Below are 22,390 nucleotides of genomic sequence, written 5' to 3'. Positions count from 1 at the left end.
CCGGACGAGCGAACCGGCGGACCCTACGGTCGTAGGACCCGGGCCACGAACGCGAGGACGACGACCGCCCACACGGTCATGAGGGCCGCCGTGAAGGTGACCGATTCGAGGCGCTTACGGCGTTTTTTGGACAAGCCGAAGGAAGTGGCGCGCTATGACGCCGCTTTCACCAGCATCTGGAACACGGCGCTCGATGACCGGGCGGCGGCGGTCGCGGTGGCGTACGAGCGGAAGATCCTCGGCCGACCCGCGTGCGGGGTCCTCAGTCCACTCCCGCCCGCTCCCCGTGCCACGTCCCCCACAGGTCCGCGTACGCTCCCCCGGCGTTCACCAGTTCCTCGTGCGTCCCCAACTCCGTCAGCCGGCCGCCTTCCATGACCGCCACCCGGTCCGCGTCGTGGGCCGTGTGCAGGCGGTGGGCGATGGCGATGACCGTGCGGTTCTGGAGGACGGCGGCGAGGGCGCGTTCGGTGTGGCGGGCCGTCGTGGGGTCCAGCAGAGCTGTCGCCTCGTCGAGGATCAGCGTGTGCGGGTCGGCCAGCACCACCCGGGCCAGCGCGAGCTGTTGGGCCTGGGAGCCGTCCAGCGTGCGGGCGCCCGTGCCCAGTTCGGCGTCCAGGGCGCCCGGGAGGCCGTGTACCCAGTCCCCCGCGCCCACCGCGTGCAGCGCCGCCCACAACTCCTCGTCGCTCGCGCCGGGTTCGGCGATGCGGAGGTTGTCGCGGACCGTGCCGAGGAAGACGTGGTGTTCCTGCGTGACGAGGACGACCTGGCGGCGGAGCTGTTCGGGGCCGAGGGCGGCGACGGGCACGCCGCCGACGGTGACCGTTCCCGCAGTGGGCGCGTCCACGCCCGCGAGCAGGCGGCTGAGCGTCGTCTTGCCCGCGCCGGACGGGCCGACCACGGCGAGGCGTTCACCGGGGCGGACCGTGAGGTCGACGCCGCGCAGGACCTCGCCGCCCCGCTCGTACGCGAACCGCACGCCGGTCACGTCGATACGGTCGTCCACCGGCGTCGGCTCGTCCCCCTTCGGCGCCCCCGGCGCCTGCGCGATCCCCTCGACGCGGGCGAACGAGGCTCCGCTGGACTGGAGTTGCTCGACCTTGATGATGATCTGGTCGATGGGTTCGAAGAACTGGCGGGTGTAGAGGGTCGCGGTGACGACCGCGCCGACACTCATCGCCCCGTGCGCGTGCAGGACACCGCCGAGGACCAGGATCGCCGACAGGGGCAGGGCGTACGACACCTCGACGACCGGGAAGAAGACGGTGCGCAGGTAGAGGGTGTGGAAGCGGGTGCGCTTGGACTCGTGAAGTGCCGTACGGCTGGCCGCCGTTCGCCGTTCGCCGAGGCGGAACGCCTCGACCGTGCGGGCGCCGCCGGCGGTCTCGGCGAGGATCTCGGAGACCTCGGAGGTCGCCGCACCCTCGGCGAGGTAGGCGGTGCGGGCGCGCCGCAGGTACCAGCGCACGCCGGCCCAGATCGGCGCGAGCCCGAGCGCGGCGACGAGGCCGAGGAGCGGGTCGACGAAGAAGACGGCGGCCAGCAGGAACAGGGCCTGCGCGCCGCCGACCATGATCTCGGGCCAGGCGTCGCGCAGGGTCGTGCCGACGCTCGCCACGTCGGCGGTGCCGCGCGTGGTGAGGTCGCCGGTCCCGGCGCGCTCGACGACGGACGCGGGCAGCGCGAGCGCCCGGTCCACGAACTCCTCGCGCACGCGGGCGAGCGTCCGCTCCCCGAACCGGTGCGCGACGTACCGCCCCCAGCGCGCGAGCAGCAGTTGGGCGACGGCGGCGACAAGGATCCCGAACGCGAGCCGGTCGACCGCCTCGACCCCGGCCCCGCCGCGCACCTCGTCGACGATCCGCCCGAGCAGCCAGGGCCCGACGAGCCCCACGAGGGCGGCGAGCACATTGACGCCGACGACGATCCCGAGCGCACGGCGGTCGGCACGCACCAACCGCCCGACGGCGCGCCGGACTTCACGGGCCCCGGCGATGGGCAGCCGCCCGGAGTCTCCACCGCCGCTCACAGAACGCCCCTTTCCACCGAACCGACGTGAACCACCTCGTCCGCCCCCGCGTCCCGGGCCACCAACTCCCGGTACCCCGCCTCCCCTTCGAGCAGCTCCCGATGCGTCCCCACCGCGGCCACCCGCCCCTCCACCACGTACTGCACCCGGTCCACCCGGTCCAGCAGCAACGGCGACGTGGAGGTCACCACCGTCGTCCGCCCCGCCCTCCCCTCCCGCAGCCGCGCGGCGATCGCCGCCTCCGTGTGGGCGTCGAGTGCCGACGTCGGTTCGACGGCGAGCAGTACCTCGGGGTCGGCGAGCAACGCCCGTACCAGGCGCACGCGTTGGCGCTGGCCCCCGGAGAGGCTGCGCCCCCGCGCGGAGACGGCGGAGTCGAGCCCGTCCGGCAGCCCGCGCACGATGTCCTCGGACGCGGCACCCCACACGGCCCGCGTGATCTCCCCGGCATCACGCGCCTCCCGCCCCGACACCATCTCGCGCAGTGTCTCGGCGAAGAGGTCGGCCTCGTTGTCGGCGACGAGGATCCGCGCCCGCACGGACGCCAACGGCACCGAGTCCAGCCGGACTCCGCCCCACATGACGTCGGACGGCAGATACCGCCCGAGCCGGTCGACGATCACGGCACTGTCGGCGGGCCGCGCACAGACGACGGCGGTCAACTCGCCGGGACGGGCCCGCACTCCGGACACGGGGTCGTGCAACTCCGCGGCGCCGGAGGGCGCTTCGGCGGACGGCACGTCCGGATCGGGTTCCAGCTCCAGCAGCCGTACGACCCGCCGCGCCGCGACGACCCCCCGGCTCAGCTGGTACCCCAGCTCGACGAGGAAGGACACGGGCATGACGAGGACGGCCACGAACCCGTACACGGAGACGAGTTGGCCGACCGTGATCTCCCCCTGCGCGGCCAGGCGCGCCGCGAGCCAGGTCACCACGGACAGGAACAGGGTCGGCAGCCCGACCCCGAGCGCCTGGATCCAGCTCGTCACCGCGCCGACCCGGTACCCCTGTTCGCGCAGGTGCGCGGAGTCCCGCCGGAACCCGTCCGCGAACAGCCCTTTGCCGCCGAGGCCGTTGAGGACGCGCAGCCCGCCCGCGAGGTCCCCGATGCGCGCGGTGAGCAGCCGCTGGCGTTCGCGGTACTCGGTCTCCGCGCCCTGGAGCCGGGCCATCAACGGCCCGACGAGCAGGGCGAGTACGGGCATCCCGGTCAGGACGACGGCGGCGAGCAGCGGCGAGACGTCCAGCAGGAGGGCCGCGACGACGACGTACATGACGATCGCCCCGATCCCGGGCCCGATGGGGGTCAGGGAGAACGCGATCGTCTGGACGTCGCCCACCCCGATGGTGACGACCTCTCCCGCGACCGTCCGCCGGGGCAGCGCGGCGCCGAGCCGTACGGCCTGGCGCACCACGACCTTCACCGTGCGGTAGTTGGCGTCCATCCGCAGTCGCGTCATCGTGCGGTGCCGCATGATGCTGAGCCACGCGTTGAACGCGCCGACGACGAAGAGCGCGGTGCTCCACCAGGCGAGCGCGCCCATGTCGCCGGGTTCGAGCCCTTCGTCCACGGCCCGGGAGATCATCCAGGGAGTCGCGGCGAGCAGGACCATCCACAGGGACGACAGTGCCGCCCCGGCGAGGGCGCGTCCGAGCTGGCATCGGGTCAGCCACCACAGATACCCGGCGCCGCCCTTGCAGTCCGGCGTCCCCGGATCGGCGTACGCGTCGATCACGGCCCCTCCCCCGCGCCGGCCACCAGGCTGTCGCGCCAGGCGCGGTGCAGGCCCGCGAACCTGCCGGTACCGGCGATCAGTTCGGCCGGGGCGCCGTCCTCGACGATCCTTCCCCGCTCCATGACGAGCACCCGGTCGGCGATCTCGACGGTGGACAGCCGGTGCGCGATGACGACGGCGGTACGGCCGCGCAGGACCGTCGACATCGCGCGCTGGACGGCCTGTTCGCCGGGGATGTCGAGGGAGCTGGTGGCCTCGTCGAGGATGAGGACGGCCGGGTCGGCGAGCAACGCCCGCGCGAACGCGACGAGTTGGCGCTGACCGGCGGAGATCCGGCCGCCGCGCTTGCGGACGTCCGTGTCGTAGCCGTCGGGCAGGGCGCTGATGAACTCGTGGGCGCCGATGGCCTTCGCGGCGCGCTCGATCTCCTCGCGGCCGGCGTCGGGGTGGCCGATCGCGATGTTCTCGGCGACGGTGCCGGAGAACAGGAACGCCTCCTGGGTCACCATGACGACGCCGCGCCTCAGTTCGGGTACGGGGAGGTCGCGCAGGTCGACGCCGTCGAGGGTGACGCGGCCGGCGGACGGGTCGTAGAAGCGGGCGAGGAGTTTCGCGAGCGTCGACTTGCCCGCGCCGGTCGAGCCGACGACCGCGACGGTCTGGCCGGCCGGGAGGGTCAGGTCGAAGCGGGGCAGGATCTCGCCGCCGGTGCGGTAGCCGAAGGAGACGCCGTCGAACTCGACCGCGCGGCCCGGGATCTCGCCCTGCCGTACGGGCAGTTCGCGGGGCTGCGCCGGTTCCGGGACGGACGGGGTCTGGGCGAGGAGTCCGGCGATCTTCTCCAGGGACGCCGCGGCCGACTGGTACGAGTTGAGGAACATGCCGAGCCGGTCGATCGGGTCGTACAGGCGGCGCAGGTACAGGACCGCCGCCGCGAGCACGCCGAGTTCGAGGGAGCCGTCCGAGACGCGGTACGCGCCCCACAGGACGATCACCGCGACGGCCGTGTTGGCGATCAGGCGGGAGCCGGTGACGTACCGCGCCATCTCCAGCAGGGCGTCGCCGTTGGAGCGTTCGTGCGTACGGTTCAGGGCCGCGAACTCGGCGTCGTTCACGGCCTCCCTGCGGAACGCGCGGACCGGGCGGATGCCGTTCATCGTCTCGACGAACTTGACGATCACCGAGGCGATGGCCGTCGACCGCCTGCCGTACACGCGGCCCACCCGGCGGCGGTACATCCGGATCATCAGGTACAGCGGGCCGAACGAGGCGACGGCGACCGCGCCGAGGCCGAGGTCCAGCCAGAGCAGCATCGCCGAGATGTAGACGAACGAGAGGATGACGGTGACGAGTTCCTGGAGGCCCTCGCTGAGGAGTTCCCGCAGCGACTCGACGTCCGTCGTGGACCGGGAGATCAGGCGGCCCGACGTGTACCGCTCGTGGAAGTCGACGCTCAGCGCCTGCGCGTGGCGGAAGATCCTGCCGCGCAGGTCCAGCAGGACGTCCTGGTTGACGCGGGCGGAGGCGTTGATGAACGCGTACTGGAGGACGCCGGAGAGCAGGGCGCCGCCCAGGTACCCGGCCCCGGCCGCGATCAACGGCCCGTTGTCGCCGTCCCGGTACGCGGGTACGGCCGTGTCGATCGCGTACGCGACGAGCAGGGGGCCGATCTGCACGGCGGCCTGCTGGACGAGGAGGAGCAGCGCGGTGAGGGTCGCGCGGGCCTTCATGGGCGCGAGCAGCGACCGCAGCAGGACGCCGGTGGCACCGGGCGGGGTGGGGAGGTCGTCCTGGTCGAAGGGGTCGGGCGCGGGGGCCGGGGGCGCCGGGGTCGTCGTGGGGGCGGTCATCGGCGGACGTCCTCCTGGTCCAGGGGAGCGGTGGGGGGTTCGGCGGGGGTAGCGGGGCCGGCGGGCCGGCCGTCATCGGCGTACGGCTCGGCAGCGGCACCGGCATGCGGCTCAGCACTGCCTCCAGCCCCGGCATGCGGCCCGCCATTGGCACCGGCCCCGGCGTACGGCTCGGCACGGGCGTACGGCCCGCCATTGGCACCGGCTCCGGCATCGCCACCGGCTCCGGCTCCGGCTCCGGCTCCGGCTCCGGCTCCGGCTCCGGCTCCGGCTCCGGCGTACGAGTCGTCAGCGCCCGCAGCCGGTTCCGCCTCCGCCCCCGCCATCAAGTGCGCGTACTCCGCATTCGTCCGCAACAGCTCCTGATGCGTGCCCACCGCCTTGATCCGGCCCTCCGAGAGCAGCGCCACCCGGTCCGCGAGCAGGACCGTCGACGGGCGGTGGGCGACGATCAGTGCGGTCGTGTCCGCGAGGACGTGGCGGAGCGCCGCCTCCACCGCTGCCTCCGTGTGGACGTCCAGCGCGGACAGCGGGTCGTCGAGGACGAGGAACGGTGGCCGTCCGACGACCGCGCGCGCGAGCGCGAGGCGCTGCCGCTGGCCCCCGGAGAGGCTGAGCCCCTGCTCGCCGACCTGCGTGTCGACGCCGCCGGGAAGGTCGTGCACGAAGCCGGCCTGGGCGACGTCCAGCGCCCGCGCGAGGTCGCCGTCGGCGCCGCCCATCAGTACGTTCTCCCCGACGCTGGCCGAGAACAGCGTCGGCTCCTCGAAGGCGACGGCGACCCGGGACCGCAGCTCCTCCCGGGTCATCCCCTCGATGTCGTCCCCGTCGAGGGTGATCCGCCCACCGGTGGCGTCGTACATGCGCGGCACGAGCGCGGTGAGCGTCGTCTTCCCGCTCCCGGTCGCCCCGACGAGCGCGAGGGACTCACCGGGCCGGATGTGCAGGTCGATACGCGCGAGGACGGGCGGCGAGTCGGGGTCGGCGTCGGGATACCGAAAGGAGACCCCGTCGAACCGCAGCCCGCCGTCGACGACCGCCGCCTCCGCACGAACCGCCCTCCCGGAAGCACCCCCGTCCACCGCCGAAAGCCGCGCCGGAACTCCCCCCGGCTGCCGGACCCCACCGACAGAAGCCACCGGACCGCCACCAGCGGCTCCCCCACCCCCGCCGGAGGCACCCGCGCCCTCCGCCTCCTCGTCCATCACCTCGAAATACCGGGCCGTAGCGGTAGCCGCCTCCTGGCTCATCGCCAGCAGGAACCCGATCGACTCCACCGGCCACCGCAGAGCCAGCGCCGTGGACAGGAACGCCACCAGCGTCCCCGCCGACAGCCCCCCGTCGGCCACCTGCACCACCCCCACCACCAGCGCCACCCCGATGGCGACCTCCGGCAGCGTCACGATGACGCCCCAGATCGCCGCCAGCAGCCGCCCCTTGCGCAGTTCGGTGCCCCGCAGGGTCTCCGCCAGTTCACGGAACACCCGCGCCTGGCTGCGGTGCCGCCCGAACCCCTTGATGATCCGGACCCCGAGGACGCTCTCCTCGACGACGGTCGTCAGGTCGCCGACCTGGTCCTGGGCGAGGCGCGCCACGCGCGCGTACCGGGACTCGAAGACGACGCACACCAGGACGACGGGGATCGCGGGCCCGAGGATGACGAGCCCGAGGGTCCAGTCCTGGAGGAGCATGATGACGACGCCGACGAGGATGGTGACGGCGTTGACGAAGAGGAAGGTCAGGGGGAACGCGAGGAACATGCGCAGGAGCATGAGGTCGGTGGTCGCGCGGGAGAGGAGCTGCCCGGAGGCCCACCGGTCGTGGAAGGAGACGGGCAGCCGCTGGAGGTGCCGGTAGAGGCCGGCCCGCATCTCCGCCTCGACGTGGGACAGGGGCCGCGCGACGAGCCACCGCCGCAGCCCGAAGAGCAGCGCCTCGGCGAACCCGAGGAGGAGCAGCCAGAGCGCCCCGAGCCAGACCCCGCCGGTGTCGCGGGAGGCGATGGGCCCGTCGACCATCCACTTCAGGACGAGGGGGATGACGAGCCCGACGCAGGAGGCCAGCACGGCGACGAACGCGGCGCTGAAGAGCCGCGCCCGCGCGGGCCGTACGTACGGCCACAGCCGCAGCAGCGTTCGTACGGCCGGCTGTTCCGGGGGCCGTTCCTCTGAGGCAGGCTTCACTGACGTCACGCTCGCGAGCCTACGGACCGGCACTGACAACGCCCACTGAGTTTCGGCTGGTACCCGCTCGTCCGATAGTCCTACTACCTGCGGTTTCTCCCAGGCCCGAGCCGGAACCCCGGCCCCCCGCACCCCCGCGTACAGAGATCCCCAAGCGTCGGTCAACAAAGGGTTTCCGGCCAACTTGTTGATGTGCTCCTGACATAACCCCCGCTCTCCTGTCACCCTTCCCACAACCGCTGCACAGCAACCCCACAGCACCACCACACCAGTTGGCCGACAGGTCTCCCCGAAGGAGTTCAGTGGTGAGCAGCAGTACCACCCCTAGACGCACCTCCCCCTATCGCAAGACAGCCGCCGCGGCCCTGTTGGGCGTGGCGGCTCTTGTCGCGACGGCGATCCAGTCCGGCGCGGCGACGGCGGCCCCCGAGCGGTCGGCGACGAAGACCGAGTCGATCCGGCTGACCCCCTCGCAGCGCGCGGAGTTGCTGCGCGACGCGGACGCGGGCAAGGCGGCGACGGCGAAGAGCCTGGGCCTGGGCGCCCAGGAGGCCCTGGTCGCGCGGGACGTCGTGAAGGACGCCGACGGCACGACGCACACCCGCTACGAGCGGACGTACGCCGGTCTGCCGGTGCTCGGCGGCGACCTGGTCGTGAAGGAGAACGCGGCCGGTGTCACGCAGGGCGTCGTCAAGGCGACGAACGCGGCCGTGAAGGTCGCCTCCCTCACCCCGAAGATCGCGGCGGGCGCGGCCGAGAAGCAGGCCCTGTCGCGCGCGACGGCGGAAGGCGCCGAGAAGGCGGACACGAACCGGGCTCCCCGCAAGGTGGTCTGGGCGGCGAACGGCACCCCGGTACTCGCGTACGAGACGGTCGTCGGCGGCCTCCAGCACGACGGCACGCCGAACGAGCTGCACGTCGTCACGGACGCGAACACGGGCCAGAAGCTGTACGAGTACCAGGCCGTCGAGAACGGCGTCGGCAACACGATGTACAGCGGCCAGGTCACGCTCGGGACGACCCAGTCGGGTTCGTCGTACACGCTGACCGACGCCGCGCGCGGCGGCCACAAGACGTACAACCTGAACCGGGGTTCCTCGGGCACCGGCACGCTGTTCTCGAAGACGAGCGACACGTGGGGCAACGGGCTGCCGGCCAACGCGGAGACCGCGGGCGCCGACGCGCACTACGGGGCGGCGGTGACGTGGGACTACTACAAGAACGTCCACGGCCGCAACGGCATCAAGGGCGACGGGGTCGGGGCGTACTCGCGGGTGCACTACGGCAACGCGTACGTCAACGCGTTCTGGCAGGACTCCTGCTTCTGCATGACGTACGGCGACGGCGCGGGCAACAACAAGCCGCTGACGTCGCTGGACGTGGCCGGGCACGAGATGTCGCACGGCGTGACCGCCAACACCGCGCGCCTGGTGTACAGCGGGGAGTCGGGCGGCCTGAACGAGGCGACGTCCGACATCTTCGGGACGTCGGTGGAGTTCTACGCGAACAGCGCCTCGGACGTCGGTGACTACCTCATCGGCGAGAAGATCGACATCAACGGCAACGGCACGCCGCTGCGTTACATGGACAAGCCGAGCAAGGACGGTTCGTCCAGGGACAGTTGGTACTCCGGGCTCGGCGGTCTCGACGTGCACTACTCGTCGGGTCCCGCGAACCACTTCTTCTACCTGCTGAGCGAGGGCAGCGGCACCAAGACGATCAACGGTGTCACCTACAACTCGGCCACCTCGGACGGGCTTCCGGTGACCGGCATCGGCCGGGACAAGGCGGAGAAGATCTGGTTCCGGGCGCTGGCCACGAAGTTCACGTCGAACACCAACTACGCGGGCGCGCGCACGGGCACGCTGGCGGCGGCCGGTGAGCTGTACGGCACGACGTCGGCCGAGTACCGCGCCGTGCAGGACGCGTGGGCGGCGATCGCGGTCGGCGCGCGCTCGACGGGCGGCGGCGGTGGCGGGACCGGCACCTCGTACGAGAGCGGCACCGTCGTGGCGATCCCGGACAACGGGGCGGCGGTCTCCTCGTCGATCGCGGTGACCGGGCGGACCGGCAACGCGCCGTCCAACCTGTCGGTGTCGGTGGACATCACGCACACCTTCCGGGGCGACCTGGTGATCGACCTGGTGGGGCCGAGCGGGACGGCGTACCGGCTGAAGGCGTTCAGCTCGTCGGACTCGGCGGACAACGTCGTGGCGACGTACACGGTCAACGCGTCCACCGAAACGGCCAACGGGACCTGGCAGTTGCGCGTCCAGGACCAGGCGGCACGGGACACCGGGCAGATCAACAGCTGGAAGGTCACCTTCCCGTAAGCCGGTGCTGCTCTGAAAGCCGGGCGCCGTTCCCTCGGGGGCGGCGCCCGATCGTTTCCGGTCATCACTTCCGGGCCCGTGGGAACCGACCGCGCATCCCCCGCGTCCGAGCGCCACGCCACCGGCCGGAATCCGACGTTCCGGCATTCTGTGTACGTAAGGGCAGCGTAAGGGCCGTCCTAGAGCCCCTCATACAGGGCGGGCCAACTCCCCGGCCAGGCACCTTCTTTGCCAGTCCCTTACCGGTATCCAGTGGCTCCTTTGCCGAAGTTGATCCGGTTTACATTCCAGAAACGTTTACCGGACAGGCAGTTTTCGGCCAACATCGATTCAGGGTCCTGACATGTACGCGCCCTCGATGTCACTCTTCCCCCACCCGCCGCACAACTTCACGACAACTCCGGCCGGCACTCCCCATCGCCGGACCACCCGGACTCCCCCACGAAGGAGCTTGTGTGACCCCCGTCTACACGCGTCACAAGCGCACCACGCTGGCCATCGCGACCGCGGTCGCCGCCGGAGCGCTGCTGACCACCGGGCTGACCACGGCCAACGCGACCGACACCAAGGTCGACGCCAACAAGGCCGCCCGGACCCTCGCCGCCGCCCCGCTGTCCCTGTCCGCGCCCGACCGGGCCGCGCTGATCAAGGACCAGCAGGCCGACGCGAGCGAGACCGCGCAGCAGATAGGTCTCGGCACCAAGGAGGCGCTCGTCGTCCGCGACGTCGTCAAGGACGTCGACGGCACGACGCACACCCGCTACGAGCGGACCTACGCGGGCCTGCCGGTCCTCGGCGGCGACCTCGTCGTCCACCAGACCCCGTCGGGCGCCGAGAAGGGCGTCACCAAGGCCACCTCGGCCACCATCAAGGTCGCCTCGCTGACCCCGAAGGTCACGCCGACCACCGCCGAGAAGCAGGCCGTCGGCCTCGCGAAGGCGGCCGGTTCCGCCGAGACCGCCGCGGACAACGCGCCCCGCAAGGTGATCTGGGCCGGCAACGGCTCCGCCCCCACCCTCGCCTTCGAGACCGTCGTCGGCGGCCTCCAGGACGACGGCACCCCCAACGAGCTGCACGTCGTCACCGACGCGGCCACGGGCAAGAAGCTGTACGAGTGGCAGGGCATCGAGACCGGCACCGGCAAGAGCCTGTACTCCGGCACGGTCACGCTGGGCACCACCAAGTCGGGTACGACGTACAACCTGACCGACGGCACCCGCGGCGGCCACAAGACGTACAACAAGGCCCGTGCGACCAGCTCCTCGGCCGGCACGCTGTTCACCGACGCGGACGACACGTGGGGCACCGGCACCGCGTCCAGCTCCTCCACGGACCAGACGGCCGCCGTCGACGCCGCCTACGGCGCGCAGGTCACCTGGGACTTCTACAAGAACACGTTCGGCCGCAGCGGCATCAAGAACGACGGCGTCGCCGCGTACTCCCGCGTCCACTACGGCAACGCGTACGTCAACGCGTTCTGGGACGACTCCTGCTTCTGCATGACGTACGGCGACGGCTCGGGCAACACCGACCCGCTGACCTCGCTCGACGTCGCCGGGCACGAGATGACGCACGGTGTCACCTCCAACACCGCGGGCCTCAACTACTCCGGTGAGTCCGGCGGGCTGAACGAGGCGACCTCGGACATCTTCGGCACCGCCGTCGAGTTCTACGCCAACAACGCCTCGGACCCCGGTGACTACCTCATCGGCGAGAAGATCGACATCAACGGCGACGGCACCCCGCTGCGCTACCAGGACAAGCCCAGCAAGGACGGCTCGTCCAAGGACAGCTGGTCCTCGACCCTCGGCAACCTGGACGTGCACTACTCGTCCGGCCCGGCGAACCACTTCTTCTACCTGCTGTCCGAGGGCAGCGGCGCGAAGACCATCAACGGGGTCTCCTACAACTCCCCGACGTCCAACGGCTCCACGATCACCGGCATCGGCCGCGCCAAGGCCGTCCAGATCTGGTACAAGGCGCTGACCTCGTACATGACCTCGACGACCAACTACAAGGGCGCCCGCACCGCGACCCTGAGCGCGGCGTCGGCCCTGTACGGCGCCAGCTCCACCGAGTACGCGACGGTCGCCGCCGCGTGGTCGGCCGTGAACGTCAGCTAGTGGTCACGGACAGGTGAACAGGGCGGCACCCGGGACGAAGGCATCCCCGGGTGCCGCTCTACTCTTGCGCCCATGTCCGAACGGCCTTTCTCGTACGACCACGTGGGCGCGACCCGCGATCCCCACTTCTGCCCTCCCGGCTTCCACCACCTGCGGGAGCGCACGCGGCTCGGCGAGGGCGAGGCGGTGTTCCGGCGGGCCTCGGAGGCGGTGCTCACCTGGGAGATGCACCGCGCGATGGGCGTCGGCGTCAACGCCTCCGCCGAACGCGCCGCGCTCGACGTGGACGTCACCGTCTCCCTCGCCGGGGTCATCAAGGCGCCCTGCCGGATCGTGTGGACCGTCGAGGAGCCGCGCCGCGCCGGGTGGGCGTACGGCACGCTCACCGGCCATCCCGAGTGCGGCGAGGAGTCGTTCCTCGTGGACCGCACGGGGGACGGGACGGTGTGGCTGACGGTGACGGCGTTCAGCAGGGCGGCCAAGTGGTACGCCAAGGCGGGGGGTCCGGCGGTCCGGGGACTTCAGCTGGCGTACGCACGCAGGTGCGGGAAGGTGCTGAAGGGCTTGTGTTCGGGCTCCGAAGAACTGTAGGTGGTCACCGCATCAACACCCCGCCCCCTTCCACCAGTTCCTCCGACGGCACCGCCACCAGCCCCAACTCCGCGTCCGACGCCAGCAGTCGGTGCGACGGCAGGACACGGACCGTGTATCCGAACGGCCCCGTCCGGTCCAGCGCGAGCGGTCCCTCGTACGTCCAGCCCCCTTCGCCGTCCGGCCCGTTGACAGGCTTGAGGGCGACGGGGGTGGCGTCCGTGATGCGGTCGTCCGGGTCGACGCGGCCGGAGAGGGCCTGCACCTGGACGTCCTCGGGGCCGAGGTCGCCGAGCCGGACGCGGACGCGCAGCACGAGGGTGGAGCCGAGTTCGGGGGTGGAGGTCGTGGTGGACGTCTCGACGTGGCCGACGGCGACCCGGTGCCAGCCCGCGCGCAACCGGCCCTTCCAGTCGGCGAGTTCGCGGGAGCGGTCGGGGGTCATCGCGCGGTGGGCGAGCGCGGCCGGGGTGTAGAGGCGGTCGACGTACTCGCGGACCATCCGGTCGGCGAGCACCTTCGGGCCGAGCCGGGTCAGGGTCTGGCGGACCATCTCGGTCCAGCGGTCGGGGAGTCCGGCGGGTCCGCGCTCGTAGAAGCGGGGGGCGATGCGCTGCTCCAGGAGGTCGTACAGCGCGGCTGCCTCGATGTCGTCACGCCGGTCCGTGTCCATGGCGTCCCCGTCGGCCGTGGGGATCGACCAGCCGAAGTCGGGCTGGAACCATTCGTCCCACCAGCCGTCCAGCACCGACAGGTTGAGGCAGCCGTTGAGCGCGGCCTTCATCCCGCTGGTGCCGCACGCCTCCAGGGGCCGCAGCGGGTTGTTGAGCCAGATGTCGCAGCCGGGGTAGAGCTTGCGGGCCATCGCCATGCCGTAGTCCGGCAGGAACACGATCCGGTGGCGCACCCGGGGATCGTCGGCGAACCGCACCAGCTCCTGGACCAGCCGCTTGCCTCCGTCGTCGGCGGGGTGCGCCTTCCCGGCGACGACGATCTGTACGGGCCGCTCGGGGTGCAGCAGGAGTTCCATCAGCCGGTCGCGGTCGCGCAGCATCAGCGTGAGGCGCTTGTACGAGGGGACGCGCCGCGCGAACCCGATGGTCAGGACGTCGGGGTCAAGCACCCCGTCGATCCAGCCGAGTTCGGCGGTCCCGGCGCCGCGCTGCCGCCAGGACGCGCGCAGCCGCTCCCGTACCTCCGTCACCAACTGGCCGCGCAACTCCCGGCGCAGCGCCCACAGTTCACCGTCCGGCACCCCGGACACGTCCCCGATCCGCAGCACTTCGGGCGCCACCCACGTCGGCGCGTGAACTCCGTTGGTGACGGAGGTGATCGGCACCTCGTCCGCGTCGAATCCGGGCCACAGCCCCGAGAACATCTCGCGGCTCACACTGCCGTGCAGCAGCGAGACCCCGTTGGCGCGCCCGGCCAGCCTGAGCCCCATCACGGCCATGTTGAAGAGGTTGGGCTCCCCGCCCGGGTACGTCTCCATGCCGAGGCTCAGCACGTCCTGTACGTCGATGGCGGGGAGTTCGGCGTCGGTGCCGAAGTGGTGGGCGACCAGCTCCCGGTCGAACCGGTCGATGCCGGCGGGGACCGGGGTGTGGGTGGTGAACACGGTGCCCGCGCGGACGGCTTCGAGCCCCGCCGCGAAGTCCAGCCCCTCGGCGCGGAGTTCGGCGATCCGCTCCAGGCCGAGGAACCCGGCGTGGCCCTCGTTGGTGTGGAACACCTCGGGCGCCGGGTGCCCGGTGATCCGGCAGTAGGCGCGCACGGCACGCACGCCCCCGATGCCGAGCAACATCTCCTGGAGCAGCCGGTGTTCACTGCCGCCGCCGTACAGCCGGTCGGTGACGCCGCGCTCGCCGGGGTCGTTCTCCTCGACGTCCGAGTCGAGCAGCAGCAGCGGTACGCGGCCGACCTGCGCCACCCAGACGCGGGCGAGCAGGCGGCGTCCGCCGGGGAGGGCGAGGCTGACGTGGGCCGGGGTGCCGTCGGTCTCCTGGAGGGGGGCGAGGGGGAGTTCGTGCGGGTCGAGGACGGGGTAGTGCTCCTGCTGCCAGCCGTCCCGGGACAGGGTCTGCCTGAAGTAGCCGTGCCGGTACAGGAGTCCGACGCCGACGATCGGGACCCCGAGGTCGCTGGCGGTCTTGAGGTGGTCGCCGGCGAGGATGCCGAGCCCGCCGGAGTACTGCGGCAGGGCGGCGGTGATGCCGAACTCGGGCGAGAAGTAGGCGACGGCGGCCGGGAGTTCGCCCGCCTCGCGCTGTTCCTGGTACCAACGCCCGCTGCTCACATACTCGTCGAGGTCCCCGGCGGCGGAGTCGAGCCTCCTGAGGAAACTCCGGTCGTCGGCCAGTTCGGCGAGCCGCTCGGTGCCGACGCCGCCGAGGAGGCGGACGGGGTCGCCGGTCGCGGCCCAGCGTTCGGGGTCGACGGACCGGAACAGTTCACGGGTCTCCTCGTGCCACGACCACCTGAGGTTTCTGGCCAGCTCGGTCAAGGGGCGCAAGGGTTCGGGGAGTACGGGCCGGACGGTGAACCGACGTATCGCCTTCAATTTCCACCTCGTCGCGCGTGCAGAGGGGGGGACACACCGCGATGTGCGTCTCGTCGTCCCTTCGACGGTAATGGCTCCCCGCGGTCACGTCCGAAAAACACCGCAACCCTTTGCTCCTCCGGCTCCGGTCGATATGGCCGATTCCCTCCGTGCAGGCCACCTTGTGACTCCTCCCGGCGCACGAGAGGGTGCCGGGGAGGGGTGCGCCCGGGGCGGCGACCGGGCCGCCGGGCAGGGAGGGGAACCATGGGGTGGACACGGGTGGGGAGTTCGGGTCTGGTCGCGGTCGTCCTGGCCGTGCTGTTCTCGACGGCCGCGCACGCCGTACCCGAGGGGGTCGTCGTCGGAGCCGGTGAGTCCGGTGCGGTGGAGGGCAGTTATCTGGTCACGCTGAGAGCGGGGACGCCCCCGCGGGAGGGCCGCCGGGTGGCCGCCGCGTACGGCGCGAGGGTGACCCACACCTACGGCACCGTCCTCAACGGCTGTGCCGTGCACGCCGATCCGCGCTCGGCCCGGCGTCTGGCCGCCGACCCCCGGGTGGCGTCGGTCGTCCAGGACACGCGGGTGAACGTCGAGGCGGGTCCGGCGAGCTGGGGGCTCGACCGGGTCGACCAGCCGTCGCTGCCGCTGGACGGCGCGTATCGCGCGCCCGCTTCCCAGGGGGCGGGTGTCACGGTGTACGTCATCGACACCGGGGTCCGGATCACGCACAAGGAGCTGGCGGGGCGGGGCAGTTACGGCTGGGACTTCGTCGGCGGCGACCAGTACGCTGGGGACGGCAACGGGCACGGCACGCACGTCGCGGCGACGGTCGCCGGGTCGACGCTGGGCGTCGCGCGAAAGGCGCGGGTCGTGTCGGTGCGGGTCCTGGACGACTCCGGCGCCGGGACCATCGCTCGGACGGTCGCCGGGATCGACTGGGTCACCCGGCACGCGCGAAAGCCCGCGGTCGCCAACCTCAGCCTGGGCGGCCCCGCCAACGCGGCGCTCGACGCCGCCGTACGCACCTCGATCCGGGCCGGGGTGACGTACACGGTCGCGGCGGGGAACGAGGGGCGGCCGGCGGACGGGTACTCGCCGGGGCGGGTGCGGGAGGCGGTCACGGTCGGGGCGACCGACCGGCAGGACGCGCGGCTGAGCTACTCGAACTACGGTTCGTCCGTGGACCTGTTCGCGCCGGGCGGGTCGATCGTGTCCGCGTCGAATGCGAACGACACCGGGCGGGCGGTGTACTCGGGTACGTCGATGGCGGCGCCGCACGCGGCGGGGGCGGCGGCGCTGTTTCTGGCGGATCACCCGAAAGCCACGCCCGCCCAGGTCGCCGGAGAACTCGTCCGGGACGCCGTGAACGGGAAGGTTTCCGGTCGCGGGACCGGTTCGCCGGACAAGCTCCTCCAGATTCCGGCTCCATGACAAAGGAATAGCGCGACGGTCGCCGTTCACCCGAATGGCGGCATACCCGGGTACGGGACTACGCGCGAGTAGTTAGCTGCGCGCCGGGTTGCCCACCCGAATACTGTGGGAAGGCTCCTGCGGTACTACCCCGCTACATCTCAGGTATCCGACTCGCAGCACCCCCGCAGGCCCACCTCCCCACACCCTGCGCCCACCCCTCGTTGACGCGGACAGGAGCGGTCATGCCCGCCACACAACGCCCGTCGGCACCCCCGACACCCCGTCCCGCGCCGGAGCGACCCTCCGGTTCCCGAACAGGTCCGCAAGCGGCTCCGGTGACTCCATCGACCCCGGTGACCCCACCGGCCCCGGTGACCCCGGTGACCGGCCGGATACCCGTGCTGGACGTCCGCCCGGTCGTCCAGCGGGGCCTCAGGCCCGCCAAGGCGGTCACCGGCGAGACCTTCGAGGTCTCGGCCACCGTCTTCCGCGAGGGCCACGACGCCGTCGCCGCCAATGTCGTACTCAAGGACTACCGGGGTAACCCCGGCCCCTGGACCCCCATGCGTGAACTCGCCCCCGGCACCGACCGGTGGGGCGCGGACGTCACCCCGGACGCGCCCGGCCTGTGGACGTACGCCGTGGAGGCGTGGAGCGACCCCGTCTCGACCTGGCGCCACCACGCGCGGATCAAGATCCCGGCGGGGATCGACACCGAACTGGTCCTGGAGGAGGGGGCGCGGCTGTACGAGCGGGTCCCCGTCGCGTCCGGCGTCCTCGCAGCCGCCGTATCCGCACTCCGCGACGGTTCCCTGCCCCCCGCCGAACGCCTGCGCGCCGCCCTCACCCCCGAGGTCGACGCGGTGCTCGCCGCCCACCCGCTGCGTGAACTGGTCACCTCCTCCGAGGAGTTGCCGCTGCTGGTGGAGCGGGAACGCGCGCTGTTCGGTTCGTGGTACGAGTTCTTCCCGCGTTCGGAGGGGACGCCGGAAGTACCGCACGGCACGTTCCGCACGGCGGCCCGGCGGCTGCCGGAGATCGCCGCGATGGGCTTCGACGTCGTCTATCTGCCGCCGATCCACCCCATCGGGACGACGTTCCGCAAGGGCCGCAACAACTCCCTCACCCCCACGGCGGACGACGTCGGCGTGCCGTGGGCGATCGGTTCCCCGGCGGGCGGCCACGACGCGGTGCACCCGGCGCTGGGGACGCTCGACGACTTCGCGTGGTTCGTGAGTCGCGCCGGTGAGCTGGGACTTGAGGTCGCGCTGGACTTCGCGTTGCAGTGCTCGCCCGACCATCCGTGGGTGCACAAGCACCCGGAGTGGTTCCACCACCGGCCGGACGGGACGATCGCGTACGCGGAGAACCCGCCGAAGAAGTACCAGGACATCTATCCCATCGCGTTCGACGCCGACATGGAAGGGCTGGTCGCGGAGACGCTGCGGGTGCTGCGGCACTGGATGGCGGTCGGCGTCCGGATCTTCCGCGTCGACAACCCGCACACGAAACCGGTCGTGTTCTGGGAGCGGGTCCTCGGCGAGATCGGCCGCACCGATCCGGACGTCGTCTTCCTCGCGGAGGCGTTCACGCGTCCCGCGATGATGCGCACGCTCGGCGAGATCGGCTTCCAGCAGTCGTACACGTACTTCACCTGGCGCACCACGAAGGACGAACTCACCGAGTACCTCACGGAGTTGTCCAAGGAGACGGCCGCCTCGATGCGGCCGAACTTCTTCGCGAACACCCCGGACATCCTGCACGAGTACCTCCAGCACGGCGGCCGTCCGGCGTTCGAGGTACGCGCGGTGCTGGCCGCGACGCTGTCGCCGTCGTGGGGGATCTACAGCGGGTACGAACTGTGCGAGAACACGCCGCTGCGCGCGGGCAGCGAGGAGTACCACGACTCGGAGAAGTACCAGCTCCGGGCCAGGGACTGGGCGTCGGCGCCCGGTATCGCGCCGCTGATCACGCGCCTGAACGAGGTGCGCCGGTCCAGTCCGGCGCTGCGGCAGCTCAGGAACCTGCACTTCCATCACGCGGACAAGGACGCGGTGATCGCCTACTCGAAGACGTCCGGGTCGAACACGGTCGTGACGATCGTCAATCTCGACCCCCACCACACCCAGGAGGCCACGGTCTCGTTGGACATGCCGCAACTCGGCCTGGACTGGCACGAGTCGGTGCCGGTGCGCGACGAGCTGACCGGCGAGACCTATGACTGGGGCAGGGCCAACTACGTGCGGCTGGAACCGGGTTCGCGTCCCGCGCACGTGCTGACGGTCCTGCGACCGTCCCACCCGCAGATCGGAGGGTCAGCCACACGATGATGGTCAACGAGCCCGTACAGGACACCTTCGAGGACACCCCGGCCAAGGACCGCGACCCCGAGTGGTTCAAACGCGCCGTGTTCTACGAAGTGCTGGTGCGCTCCTTCCAGGACTCCAACGGCGACGGCGTCGGCGACCTGAAGGGTCTGACGGCCAGACTCGACTACCTCCAGTGGCTGGGGGTCGACTGCCTCTGGCTGCCGCCCTTCTTCAAGTCGCCGCTGAAGGACGGCGGTTACGACGTCGCCGACTACACGTCGGTGCTCCCGGAGTTCGGTGACCTCGCCGACTTCGTGGAGTTCGTGGACGCCGCCCACCAGCGCGGGATGCGCTGTGTCATCGACTTCGTCATGAACCACACGAGCGACCAGCACCCGTGGTTCCAGGAGTCCCGCAAGGACCCCGAAGGCCCGTACGGCGACTACTACATGTGGGCCGACGACGACAAGCAGTACGACGAGGCGCGGATCATCTTCGTCGACACCGAGGTCTCCAACTGGACCTTCGACCCCGTCCGCAAGCAGTACTTCTTCCACCGGTTCTTCTCCCACCAGCCGGACCTCAACTACGAGAACCCGGCCGTGCAGGACGAGATGATCTCGGCGCTGAAGTTCTGGCTGGACCTCGGCATCGACGGCTTCCGCCTCGACGCCGTGCCGTATCTGTACGCGGCCGAAGGAACGAACTGCGAAAACCTTCCTGCAACCCACGAGTTCCTCAAGCGGGTCCGCAAGGAGATCGACGCGCAGTACCCGGACACGGTCCTGCTCGCCGAGGCCAACCAGTGGCCGGAGGACGTCGTCGACTACTTCGGCGACTACTCCTCCGGCGGCGACGAGTGCCACATGGCGTTCCACTTCCCGGTCATGCCGCGCATCTTCATGGCCGTACGGCGCGAGTCGCGCTACCCCGTCTCCGAGATCCTCTCCAAGACACCGGCGATCCCGTCGAACTGCCAGTGGGGCATCTTCCTGCGCAACCACGACGAGTTGACGCTGGAGATGGTCACCGACGAGGAACGCGACTACATGTACGCGGAGTACGCGAAAGATCCGCGGATGCGCGCCAACATCGGTATCCGGCGCAGGCTTTCACCGCTGCTCGACAACGACCGCAACCAGATCGAGCTGTTCACCGCCCTGTTGCTGTCCCTGCCCGGCTCGCCGATCCTCTACTACGGCGACGAGATCGGCATGGGCGACAACATCTGGCTCGGCGACCGGGACGCGGTGCGGACGCCGATGCAGTGGACGCCGGACCGCAACGCCGGTTTCTCGTCCTGCGATCCGGGGCGGCTCTACCTCCCCACGATCATGGACCCGGTCTACGGCTACCAGGTCACCAACGTCGAGGCGTCGATGTCGTCGCCGTCGTCGCTGCTGCACTGGACGCGCCGGATGATCGAGATCCGCAAGCAGAACCCGGCGTTCGGACTGGGCTCGTTCACCGAACTCCCGTCCAGCAACGCGGCGGTGCTGGCCTTCCTGCGGGAGTACGAGGACGACCTCGTCCTGTGCGTCCACAACTTCTCCCGCTTCGCCCAGCCCACCGAGCTGGACCTCAGCCGCTTCAACGGACGCCATCCGGTGGAGCTGTTCGGCGGGGTCCGCTTCCCGGCGGTCGGTGAACTCCCGTACCTGCTCACCCTGGCGGGGCACGGCTTCTACTGGTTCCGGCTGCGGGCGAACCCGGCATAGAAGGTCCGGGCGGGGCGGTTTCCCCCGCCCCGCCCGGGGCACGCATCACTAAACCCCTACCCCTCACGGCCCGTTCAGGTCCCCGGGGAAAGGACGACGTCATGGCGGACACGGCTCTGCGTCCCGGCCCCGACCTGCTCACGTCGCTGGCCCCCCTGCTGCGCGAATGGCTGCCCCGGCAGCGGTGGTTCGCCGGGAAGGGGCTCCCGGTAACCGGTTTCACCCCGGTTGCCGTGACAGAGCTCCTGCCGCCCGGGGGACGGCTGTCCCTCCACCACGTCCTCACCCACGCCGAGCAGGGCGCGGACCCCGGCGACTGCTACCAGCTCCTCATCGCCGGACGCGAGACCCTCCCGCCCCACCTGGCGGGCGCCCGCATCGGCGAACTCGACGGCCGCACGTACTACGACGCCCTCCACGACCCCTGGCCCGCCGAGGTCCTCCTCGAAGCGATCCGTTCGGAGGCCCGGGTGGGCGCCCTGCGCTTCTCCCGCGCCCCCGGCACCGAGATCCAGCCCGACCTGGTCCCCCGCCTGATCACCGCCGAACAGTCCAACTCCTCGGTGACCTATGGAGATACGTTCATCCTGAAACTCCTGCGCCGGGTCCTCCCCGGCGTCAACCCCGACCTGGAACTCCCCCTCGCCCTCACCCGGGAGGGCTGCGACCGGGTGCCTGACCCTGTCGGATGGATCGGGGCCGAGGTGGGTGGAGAGGCGTGGCTGCTCGGAGTGGCTCAGAAGTATGTCGCCGGTGCGGTGGACGGGTGGGAGCTGGCGTTGCAGGGGGTGGGGAAGGAACCGGGGGAGTTCGAGGCAGGGGGGTATGACGGCGGGGGGTACGACGGGGGCGAGGCGGACGCCGGTTCGCTCGCCGACGTCGTACCCGTCCCCCACAGGTCCCGTCCCGTCCCCTTCGTCGAAGACGCCCGCGCCCTCGGGCGTGCCACCGCCGAGGTCCACCAGGCCCTCGCCCGCGCGCTGCCCACCGTCACCCTCGGGCACGCCCAACTGGAGCCGCTCGTCGCCGGGATGGTCACGCGGCTGGAGGCCGCCGTGCGGGCGGTGCCGTCGCTGCGGCCGTACGAGACGGGGTTGCGGACGGCGTTCGGGGCGCTCGCGGAGCTGGCCGCCGAGGGGCACACCTGGGTGGCCCAGCGGATACACGGTGACCTGCACCTGGGGCAGTGTCTGCGGACGCCCGCCGGGACATGGCTGCTCATCGACTTCGAGGGGGAGCCCTCTCGTCCCCTCGCCGAGCGGCGGATGCCGCAGCCGGCGGTCCGGGACGTCGCCGGGATGCTGCGGTCGTTCGACTATGCCGCGCACTCGGCGGAACCCCCCGTACCGCAGTGGGCGGCGGCCTGCCGGGCGGCGTACTGCTCGGGGTACGCGGAGGTAACGGGGGTGGACCCGCGTACCGACCCCGTACTACTGCGGGCGTACGAGACCGACAAGGCGATCTACGAGGTCGTGTACGAGGCCCGGCACCGGCCCGACTGGCTCCCCGTACCCCTCTCCGCGATCCGGCGGCTCGCCGCGCACGAACTCACCTGATCCA

General features: G+C 71.4%; 12 protein-coding genes. 7 read left to right on the top strand and 5 right to left on the bottom strand.

What is annotated here, in order from left to right:
- Window positions 1-262: 262 nt before the first annotated feature.
- From ACQCO7_RS30030 to ACQCO7_RS30015, 4 genes are read right to left on the bottom strand one after another with little or no spacing between them, the layout of a single operon-like run.
- A complete protein-coding gene (locus ACQCO7_RS30030; RefSeq protein WP_464074745.1) occupies window positions 263-2,032 on the bottom strand; it encodes an ABC transporter ATP-binding protein in 1,770 nt (589 codons plus the stop codon).
- Window positions 2,029-3,768: an ABC transporter ATP-binding protein gene (locus ACQCO7_RS30025; RefSeq protein WP_464074744.1), complete on the bottom strand. Its 1,740-nt coding sequence runs from the start codon at window positions 3,766-3,768 to the stop codon at window positions 2,029-2,031. The genes ACQCO7_RS30030 and ACQCO7_RS30025 overlap by 4 nt, the downstream gene beginning before the upstream one ends.
- The gene (locus ACQCO7_RS30020) at window positions 3,765-5,618 is read right to left on the bottom strand and encodes an ABC transporter ATP-binding protein (protein WP_464074743.1); all 1,854 of its coding nucleotides are present in this window, start codon (window positions 5,616-5,618) and stop codon (window positions 3,765-3,767) included. The genes ACQCO7_RS30025 and ACQCO7_RS30020 overlap by 4 nt, the downstream gene beginning before the upstream one ends.
- Window positions 5,615-7,801 carry an ABC transporter ATP-binding protein gene (locus tag ACQCO7_RS30015; RefSeq protein WP_464077319.1) on the bottom strand — a complete coding sequence of 729 codons (2,187 nt, stop codon included), beginning with the start codon at window positions 7,799-7,801 and terminating at the stop codon, window positions 5,615-5,617. The genes ACQCO7_RS30020 and ACQCO7_RS30015 overlap by 4 nt, the downstream gene beginning before the upstream one ends.
- Window positions 7,802-8,106: 305 nt before the next feature.
- Here ACQCO7_RS30015 and ACQCO7_RS30010 point away from each other — a divergent pair, with 305 nt between their 5' ends.
- The 3 genes from ACQCO7_RS30010 (at window position 8,107) to ACQCO7_RS30000 (ending at window position 12,848) form a co-directional block, all read left to right on the top strand.
- Window positions 8,107-10,134, top strand: a complete 2,028-nt coding sequence (locus tag ACQCO7_RS30010; RefSeq protein WP_464074742.1) for a M4 family metallopeptidase — start codon at window positions 8,107-8,109, stop codon at window positions 10,132-10,134.
- 455 nt (window positions 10,135-10,589) lie between these two features.
- Window positions 10,590-12,257, top strand: a complete 1,668-nt coding sequence (locus ACQCO7_RS30005) for a M4 family metallopeptidase (protein ID WP_464074741.1) — start codon at window positions 10,590-10,592, stop codon at window positions 12,255-12,257.
- Window positions 12,258-12,329: 72 nt separating this feature from the next.
- A complete protein-coding gene (locus tag ACQCO7_RS30000; protein ID WP_464074740.1) occupies window positions 12,330-12,848 on the top strand; it encodes a DUF1990 domain-containing protein in 519 nt (172 codons plus the stop codon).
- Window positions 12,849-12,852: 4 nt separating this feature from the next.
- Here ACQCO7_RS30000 and glgP read toward each other — a convergent pair whose 3' ends face one another.
- A complete protein-coding gene (gene glgP, locus ACQCO7_RS29995; protein WP_464074739.1) occupies window positions 12,853-15,408 on the bottom strand; it encodes an alpha-glucan family phosphorylase in 2,556 nt (851 codons plus the stop codon).
- 246 nt (window positions 15,409-15,654) lie between these two features.
- Between glgP and ACQCO7_RS29990 the strand changes: the two genes are divergently transcribed.
- From ACQCO7_RS29990 to ACQCO7_RS29975, 4 genes are all read left to right on the top strand, one after another.
- Entirely contained in the window at window positions 15,655-16,821 is a 1,167-nt protein-coding gene (locus ACQCO7_RS29990; RefSeq protein WP_464074738.1) for a S8 family peptidase, read from the top strand.
- A gap of 224 nt (window positions 16,822-17,045) precedes the next feature.
- Window positions 17,046-19,133: an alpha-1,4-glucan--maltose-1-phosphate maltosyltransferase gene (locus tag ACQCO7_RS29985; RefSeq protein WP_464074737.1), complete on the top strand. Its 2,088-nt coding sequence runs from the start codon at window positions 17,046-17,048 to the stop codon at window positions 19,131-19,133.
- Window positions 19,130-20,830, top strand: a complete 1,701-nt coding sequence (gene treS, locus ACQCO7_RS29980; protein ID WP_464074736.1) for a maltose alpha-D-glucosyltransferase — start codon at window positions 19,130-19,132, stop codon at window positions 20,828-20,830. The genes ACQCO7_RS29985 and treS overlap by 4 nt, the downstream gene beginning before the upstream one ends.
- A gap of 101 nt (window positions 20,831-20,931) precedes the next feature.
- On the top strand, window positions 20,932-22,386 hold the full coding sequence (locus ACQCO7_RS29975) for a maltokinase N-terminal cap-like domain-containing protein (protein WP_464074735.1): 1,455 nt from the start codon (window positions 20,932-20,934) through the stop codon (window positions 22,384-22,386).
- Window positions 22,387-22,390 lie beyond the last annotated feature (4 nt).

This window comes from Streptomyces saintjeani (assembly GCF_055409605.1).
The sequence above is the reverse complement of the archived record's forward strand: the minus strand, read 5'-3'. Positions and strand labels throughout refer to the sequence as shown.

What these genes read in the sequence shown, in the direction of transcription:
- ACQCO7_RS29975 (WP_464074735.1), top strand. Translation starts at nt 20,932, where the DNA reads ATGGCGGACACGGCTCTGCGTCCCGGCCCCGACCTGCTCACGTCGCTG.
- ACQCO7_RS29990 (WP_464074738.1), top strand. Translation starts at nt 15,655, where the DNA reads ATGGGGTGGACACGGGTGGGGAGTTCGGGTCTGGTCGCGGTCGTCCTG.
- ACQCO7_RS30000 (WP_464074740.1), top strand. Translation starts at nt 12,330, where the DNA reads ATGTCCGAACGGCCTTTCTCGTACGACCACGTGGGCGCGACCCGCGAT.
- ACQCO7_RS30020 (WP_464074743.1), bottom strand. Translation starts at nt 5,618, where the DNA reads ATGACCGCCCCCACGACGACCCCGGCGCCCCCGGCCCCCGCGCCCGAC.
- ACQCO7_RS29985 (WP_464074737.1), top strand. Translation starts at nt 17,046, where the DNA reads ATGCCCGCCACACAACGCCCGTCGGCACCCCCGACACCCCGTCCCGCG.
- treS (WP_464074736.1), top strand. Translation starts at nt 19,130, where the DNA reads ATGATGGTCAACGAGCCCGTACAGGACACCTTCGAGGACACCCCGGCC.